This is a genomic window from Streptomyces cahuitamycinicus, from assembly GCF_002891435.1.
In the GTDB taxonomy this organism is placed as follows: Bacteria; Actinomycetota; Actinomycetes; order Streptomycetales; family Streptomycetaceae; genus Streptomyces; species Streptomyces cahuitamycinicus.
In genome coordinates this window covers 1-6,591 of the sequence record NZ_POUC01000434.1, presented here as the reverse complement: position 1 = coordinate 6,591, position 6,591 = coordinate 1, and the positions used below count along the sequence as shown (strand labels likewise).

Genomic DNA, 6,591 nt, shown 5'->3' with positions numbered 1-6,591 from the left:
CCCCCGTCCCATTTCCGACGCACCCATTGACGCCCTCCCAGCCCCCACATACCTTCCTCTCCGTCGAAGCGCTTCGACGTCTCGCATCGAAACGATTCGATGATCCCTGCGTGACGCCCCCACGACGAGCGTGACGAGCACGACTCACCGGGACAGTGAGCCATCCCACTCCCCTGGAGGCACTGAATGATGACGGCACGAAGACGTGTGGTGGCGACCGCTGCGGCGGTTCTGAGCGGGGCTCTGCTCCTGGCCTCCTGCGGCGACTCGGACAGTGGCGGATCAGACGGCAAGACGCTGAAGCTGTGGCACTACGAAGGTCCGGACAGCGCGATGGGCGTGGCCTGGAACGCGGCCATCAAGGAGTTCGAGAAGACCCATCCGGGGGTCAAGGTGGAGTTCGAGGAGAAGGGCTTCGAACAGATCCAGAAGACCGCCCCGATGGTCCTCAACTCGGACGACGCTCCCGACCTCATGGAGTACAACAAGGGCAACGCGACGGCGGGACTCCTCTCCAAGCAGGGGCTCCTGACCGATCTGTCCGCCGAGGCCACCAAGCGGGGCTGGGACAAGAAGCTCAGCTCCGGGGTGCGGACGACCAGCCAGTACGACACCAACGGCGTGATGGGTTCCGGAAAGTGGTACGGAATCCCCAACTACGCCGAGTACACGATGGTGTTCTACAACAAGGATCTCTTCAAGAAGTACGGGATCCAGGAACCCACCACGTTCGACGAACTCACCGCCGCCATGGACAAGTTCGTCGACGAGGGCATCACCCCGCTCGCCAACGCGGGCGCCGAGTACATGGCCGGGCAGTACCTCTACCAGCTCGCGCTGTCGAAGGCCGACCGCGCGTGGGTCGACTCGTACCAGCTCTACAAGGGCAAGGCCGACTTCCACGACGCCGCCTGGACCTACGGCGCCGAGACCTTCGCGGACTGGGTGAAGAAGGGATACATCAGCAAGAAGTCCAGCGGTACGAAGGCGGAGGACGCCGGGGTCTCCTTCATCCAGGGCAAGAGCCCGATCCTGTTCTCCGGCAGCTGGTGGTACGGCCGGTTCGCCGCGGAGAACACGTTCGACTGGGGCACCTTCCTCTGGCCGGACTCGGACATGACCGCCGGCTCCGGCGGCAACCTCTGGGTCGTCCCCAAGGGCGCCAAGAACAAGGAGCTGGCGTACGACTTCATCGACATCACCATGTCGAAGAAGATCCAGAACCTGCTCGGCAACAAGGGCGGCGTCCCCGTGGCGGCCGACCCCGCCGGCATCACCGACCCGCAGGCCAAGGCGCTCATCGCCAACTTCAACACGCTCTCCGAGAGGGACGGCCTGGCCTTCTACCCGGACTGGCCCGTTCCCGGTTTCTACGACGTCCTCGTCTCCGAGACGCAGAAGCTGATCACGGGGAGCGCGAAACCGGAGGCCTACCTGGACGCGGTCCAGGAGGCGTACGACAAGGGCGCGCCGAAGACGTGACAGCCACCGTCGAACGGGGAGCACGGGGCGGCCGGGTCACCGAGAAGCATCAGCACGCGAAGGGCCCGCGCCGCCCCCGGGACTCGTACACCCTGTTCCTGCTCCCGGGGATCCTCGCCTTCTTCGCGATCATCATCGTGCCGTTCCTGATGAACACGGGCGTGAGTTTCACCGAGTGGCAGGGCGTCGGCACTCCGAAGTGGGCCGGGCTCGCCAACTACAGGGAGCTGATGGGCGACTCGGAGTTCTGGGCGTCCTTCCGGCACAGCCTCTTCATGGTCGTGGCGATGGCGGCGGTACCGACGGTGATGGGGCTGGTTCTCGCGGCCGCCCTGTTCGACTTCGTCGGCAAGCACTTCGGGACGAAGACGGTCGCCGTGCTCCGCGCCTGCTTCTATCTCCCGCAGGTCCTGCCGATCGCGGTCGCGGGCATCGTCTGGAGCTGGATCCTCGCGCCGGAGAACGGCTCCCTGAACGAACTCCTGAAGGCCATCGGGCTCGGCGACCTCCAGCAGGACTGGCTCGGCGACCCCGACATCGCGCTCTACAGCGTGATGGGCGTGATGGTGTGGGTGCAGATCGGCTTCCCGCTGGTCATCTTCATGGCGGGGTTGCAACGCGTGGACCCGCAGCTGTACGAGGCCGCCGAGCTGGACGGCGCCGGCTGGTGGCGGCGGTTCTGGCACGTCACCCTCCCCCAGATCCGGCCCGAGATCTACGTCGTCCTCCTCTGGTGCACCATCGCCGCGCTCAAGGTCTTCGGCGCGGTGTACGTCCTCACGAAGGGCGGGCCCGGCGGTGCGACCAACGTCCCCTCCTACTTCTCCTTCACCACCTTCTTCGAGAAGACCCAGGTCGGCTACGGCGCTGCGATCTCGACCGTGCTGACCGTGGTCATCCTCGTGCTGGCGCTCATCGGCCTCAAGCTCCAGACCCGCGCCGAGGACGCCGAGGAAGGGCTCCGCACATGACAGCCGTACAAGCCGCGCGCACCAAGTCACGCCCGCCCGTCCGCTCCGTCGTCGGCCGCTATCCCGTCCTCGTCGCCCTGATCATCGGGGCCCTGTTCATGGTCCTGCCCTTTCTGATCGTCACGGTCAACGCGGTGAAGTCGCCCGCCGAGTACTCGGCGAACGGCCCGCTCAGCCTCCCCGAGGGCATCTACCTGGACGGCCTGAAGGACTTCTGGGAGCGCGTCGACTTCGGCCAGAAGCTCGTGAACTCCGTACTGATCAGTGGCAGCGTGGCCCTCCTGGCCGTCGTCCTGTCCGTGCTGAACGCGTACGCGATCGGCGTCGGCCGCGTCAAGGGCCGCACCTGGGTGCTCGCCTTCTTCGTCCTGGCGAACATGCTGCCGCAGGAGGCGCTGGTCTACCCGGTCTATTACCTGAGCAAGGAAGCCGGCCTGTACGACACCCGGTTGAGCGTGATCATCGTCTTCACCGTGATCCAGGCCGCGTTCGGTACGTATCTCCTGTCCGCCGTACTCGGCCAGTTCCCGCGCGAGATCATCGAGGCCGCCAAGATCGACGGGGCGAACAAGTGGCAGGTGCTGTGGCGGATCGTGGTTCCCGTCAGCCGCCCGACCATCGGCGTGCTGCTGGTCTTCTTCTTCATCTGGACCTGGAACGAGTTCCTGCTGCCCCTGGTCATGCTGATCTCCAATGACAACCAGACCGTGTCGGTGGCGCTCGGCGTGCTCCAGGGCCAGCGCCTGATGGACGCCACGATGACGAACGCCGCCGCGCTGCTGGGCGTGCTGCCCGCCATCGTCTTCTTCCTCGTCTTCCAGCGGACCCTCACCCGTGGGATCGCCGTGGGCGCCGTCAAGTAAGGGGTACGGGCGTGAAGTTCACCGATGGCTACTGGCTGCTGCGCGAGGGCGTGACCGCGGCCCACCCGGTCGAGGTCCTCGATGTGACCGACGGGTCAGGCACCCTGGAGATCCATGCGCCGACCCGGCCCATCCGCCACCGCGGCGACCTGCTGAAGGGACCGGTCGTGACGATCAGCGCGCACGCGCCCATGCCGGACGTCATCGGTGTCACGTTCACACACTTCGAGGGCGAGGAGCCGCACGGGCCCCAATTCGATCTCAGCGAAATGGAGTTCACGGCTCACACCGGGTACGACGAGGAGTCCGCGACCCTCACCGCGGGCGCCCTGTCCATCAAAGTGAGCCGCACAGGGCCCTGGCACGTCGACTTCCTCGCGAACGGCCGCACCCTCACCTCCAGCGGCCCCAAGGGCATGGGCATCATGCGGGACGCCGGCACCGGCGGCCACTATCTGCGCGAGCAGTTGAACCTCGGCGTGGGCACGCAGGTCTTCGGGCTCGGCGAGCGCTTCGGACCGCTGGTCAAGAACGGCCAGGTCGTCGACATGTGGAACGCCGACGGGGGCACGGCCACGGAACAGGCGTACAAGAACGTGCCGTTCTACCTGACGGACGCGGGCTACGGCGTCTTCGTCGACCATCCGGGCCGGGTGTCGTTCGAGGTCGGCTCGGAGGCGGTGTCCCGGGTTCAGTTCAGCGCCGAGACACAGCAGTTGACGTACTACGTCATCTACGGTCCGACCCCGAAGGACATCCTCCGCAAGTACACGGCCCTCACCGGCCGCCCGGCGCTGCCACCCGCCTGGTCGTTCGGGCTGTGGCTGTCGACGTCCTTCACCACCTCGTACGACGAGACCACCGTCACCTCCTTCATCGACGGCATGAAGGAGCGTGAACTCCCGCTCTCCGTCTTCCACTTCGACTGCTTCTGGATGCGCGAGTTCAACTGGTGCGACTTCGCATGGGATCCGCGGGTCTTCCCCGACCCGGAGGGGATGCTGGCCCGCCTCAAGGAGCGCGGCCTGCGCATCTCCGTATGGATCAACCCGTACATCGCGCAGCGCTCGCCGCTCTTCGCGGAGGGCAAGGCCCTCGGGCATCTGCTGAAGAGGCCGGACGGCGGTGTCTGGCAGTGGGACCTGTGGCAGCCGGGGATGGCCCTGGTCGACTTCACGAGCGAGCCCGCCCGGCAGTGGTACGCGTCGAAGCTGGAGGCGCTGCTCGCGCAGGGCGTCGACTGCTTCAAGACGGACTTCGGGGAGCGGGTCCCGCTCGATGTCGCGTACGCGGACGGCGGCGACCCCGAGCGGATGCACAACTACTACTCGTACCTGTACAACCGCACGGTCTTCGACGTGCTCAGCAAGCACAGGGGTGAGTCCGAAGCCGTCGTCTTCGCCCGCTCGGCGACGGCGGGCAGCCAGAAGTTCCCCGTGCACTGGGGCGGCGACTGCGAGGCGACGTACGAGTCGATGGCCGAGTCGCTGCGCGGCGGGCTCTCCCTCGGTCTGTCCGGGTTCGGCTTCTGGTGCCATGACATCGGCGGCTTCGAGGGCACACCGACGCCCGCCCTCTTCAAACGGTGGATCGCCTTCGGCCTGCTGTCCTCGCACAGCCGGCTGCACGGCAGCTCCTCCTACCGCGTCCCTTGGCTCTTCGACGAGGAGGCCGTGGACGTCCTGCGCCTCTTCACCCGCCTGAAGCTGCGCCTCATGCCGTACCTGTACGAGGCCGCCCGGGCCGCGCACACCGAGGGCGTGCCGATGATGCGCGCGATGGTCCTGGAGTTCCCGGACGACCCCGGGTGCGCGCATCTGGAACGGCAGTACATGCTCGGCCCCGACCTGCTGGTCGCGCCGGTGTTCTCCGACGAGGGAGACGTCTCGTACTACGTCCCCGAGGGCACTTGGACCCACTTCCTCAGCGGGCAGCCGGTGACCGGCCCGCGCTGGGTACGCGAGCGGCACGGCTTCCTGAGCGTTCCGCTGCTGGTCAGGCCAGGTGCGGTGATCCCGGTGGGGGCTGTGGAGGACCGGCCCGACTACGCGTACGCCGACGGCGTCACCCTGCGCGCGTACGAGCTCGGGCGTGGCGCCCAGGTGACGGTGCCCGTTGGAGACGTGACCTTCACCGTGGTCCGCGAAGGGCACACGCTGCGGGCTTCCTGCAGCGACCCCTCGGTGCCCTGGGGGCTGGCCTCGGGCGGGCGTGAGGTGCGGGCGAAGGCCGGCACGGGATTCCTGACGGTGGAGCGCGGCTGATGGTCAAGATCACCGATGTGGCGCGGCACGCCGGGGTCTCCCCCAGCACCGTCTCGTACGCCCTGAGCGGCAAGCGCCCGATTTCCGAGGAGACCCGGCGGCGCATCGAGGCGTCCATCCGCCAGCTCGGCTACAGTCCGCACGCCGGGGCCCGGGCGCTGGCGAGCAGCAGGTCGAACGTGCTGGCGCTGGTGATTCCCCTACGGGCCGGCATCCATGTGCCGGTGGTGATGCAGTTCGCGGTGTCGGTGGTGACCTCCGCCCGTCAGTACGACCACGACGTGCTGCTGCTGACGCAGGAGGAGGGTGAAGCGGGGCTGCGGCGCGTCGCGGACACGGCACTGGTCGACGCGCTGATCGTGATGGACCTCCAACTCCACGATCCTCGGCTGCAGTTGCTCCGCGCCCTGGACCGGCCCTCGGTACTGATCGGATTCCCTCAGTCGCCCGATGGGCTGACCTGCATCGACCTGGACTTCAGGGCGGCGGGTGAGCTGTGCGTCGAGCATCTGGCCGGGCTCGGGCACCGGGTGATCGGGCTCGTGGGCTCGCCGCCCGAGGTGTACGTACGGGAGACGGGGTTCGCCCAGCGCCTGGTCCAGGGCTTCACCGCCGCGGCCGACCGGAACGGGCTGTCCTCCTCGGTCCACCCCTGCGAGTCGACGCCCGCGGCGGCCCGTCAGGTCGCCGAGCAACTCCTGCGGGAGCGGCCCGCGTTGACTGGTGTCGTCGTGCACAACGAGCCGATCCTGGAGCCGCTGATCGACGCGTTCGAGGGGCTCGGCCTACAGGTCCCGGGGGATCTGTCGGTCACGGCGATCTGCCCGGACGAACTGGCCGAGCGCGCCCGCGTCCCCGTCACGTCGATCGCCATACCGGCCGCCGAGGTGGGCGCCGGGGCGGTGGACCTGCTGATGAAGAAACTCGGCGGCGGTACCGCACCGGAGGTGACTTTGCTGTCACCGCGGCTGACCGTGCGGGCCAGCACCATGCCCCGCCCTTGAACCACCC

At 67.7% G+C, this 6,591-nt stretch carries 5 protein-coding genes; all 5 read left to right on the top strand.

Annotation, left to right across the window (positions count from 1 at the left end; translation table 11 throughout):
- Window positions 1–186: 186 nt before the first annotated feature.
- From C1J00_RS35840 to C1J00_RS35820, 5 genes are read left to right on the top strand one after another with little or no spacing between them, the layout of a single operon-like run.
- Window positions 187–1,482, top strand: a complete 1,296-nt coding sequence (locus tag C1J00_RS35840; protein ID WP_102913119.1) for an ABC transporter substrate-binding protein — start codon at window positions 187–189, stop codon at window positions 1,480–1,482.
- Window positions 1,479–2,453: a carbohydrate ABC transporter permease gene (locus C1J00_RS35835; RefSeq protein ID WP_102913118.1), complete on the top strand. Its 975-nt coding sequence runs from the start codon at window positions 1,479–1,481 to the stop codon at window positions 2,451–2,453. Before C1J00_RS35840 ends, C1J00_RS35835 begins: the two co-directional genes overlap by 4 nt.
- Window positions 2,450–3,316 carry a carbohydrate ABC transporter permease gene (locus tag C1J00_RS35830; protein WP_102913117.1) on the top strand — a complete coding sequence of 289 codons (867 nt, stop codon included), beginning with the start codon at window positions 2,450–2,452 and terminating at the stop codon, window positions 3,314–3,316. Before C1J00_RS35835 ends, C1J00_RS35830 begins: the two co-directional genes overlap by 4 nt.
- Before the next feature lie 11 nt (window positions 3,317–3,327).
- Window positions 3,328–5,580, top strand: coding sequence for an alpha-xylosidase (yicI, locus tag C1J00_RS35825; RefSeq protein WP_102913116.1), 2,253 nt, complete (start codon window positions 3,328–3,330; stop codon window positions 5,578–5,580).
- Window positions 5,580–6,584, top strand: coding sequence for a LacI family DNA-binding transcriptional regulator (locus C1J00_RS35820; protein ID WP_102913115.1), 1,005 nt, complete (start codon window positions 5,580–5,582; stop codon window positions 6,582–6,584). Before yicI ends, C1J00_RS35820 begins: the two co-directional genes overlap by 1 nt.
- Window positions 6,585–6,591: the final 7 nt, after the last annotated feature.

Bases quoted from the DNA above. Each gene is read 5' to 3' on its own strand.
- C1J00_RS35840 (WP_102913119.1), top strand. From the start codon at position 187: ATGATGACGGCACGAAGACGTGTGGTGGCGACCGCTGCGGCGGTTCTG.
- C1J00_RS35830 (WP_102913117.1), top strand. From the start codon at position 2,450: ATGACAGCCGTACAAGCCGCGCGCACCAAGTCACGCCCGCCCGTCCGC.
- C1J00_RS35820 (WP_102913115.1), top strand. From the start codon at position 5,580: ATGGTCAAGATCACCGATGTGGCGCGGCACGCCGGGGTCTCCCCCAGC.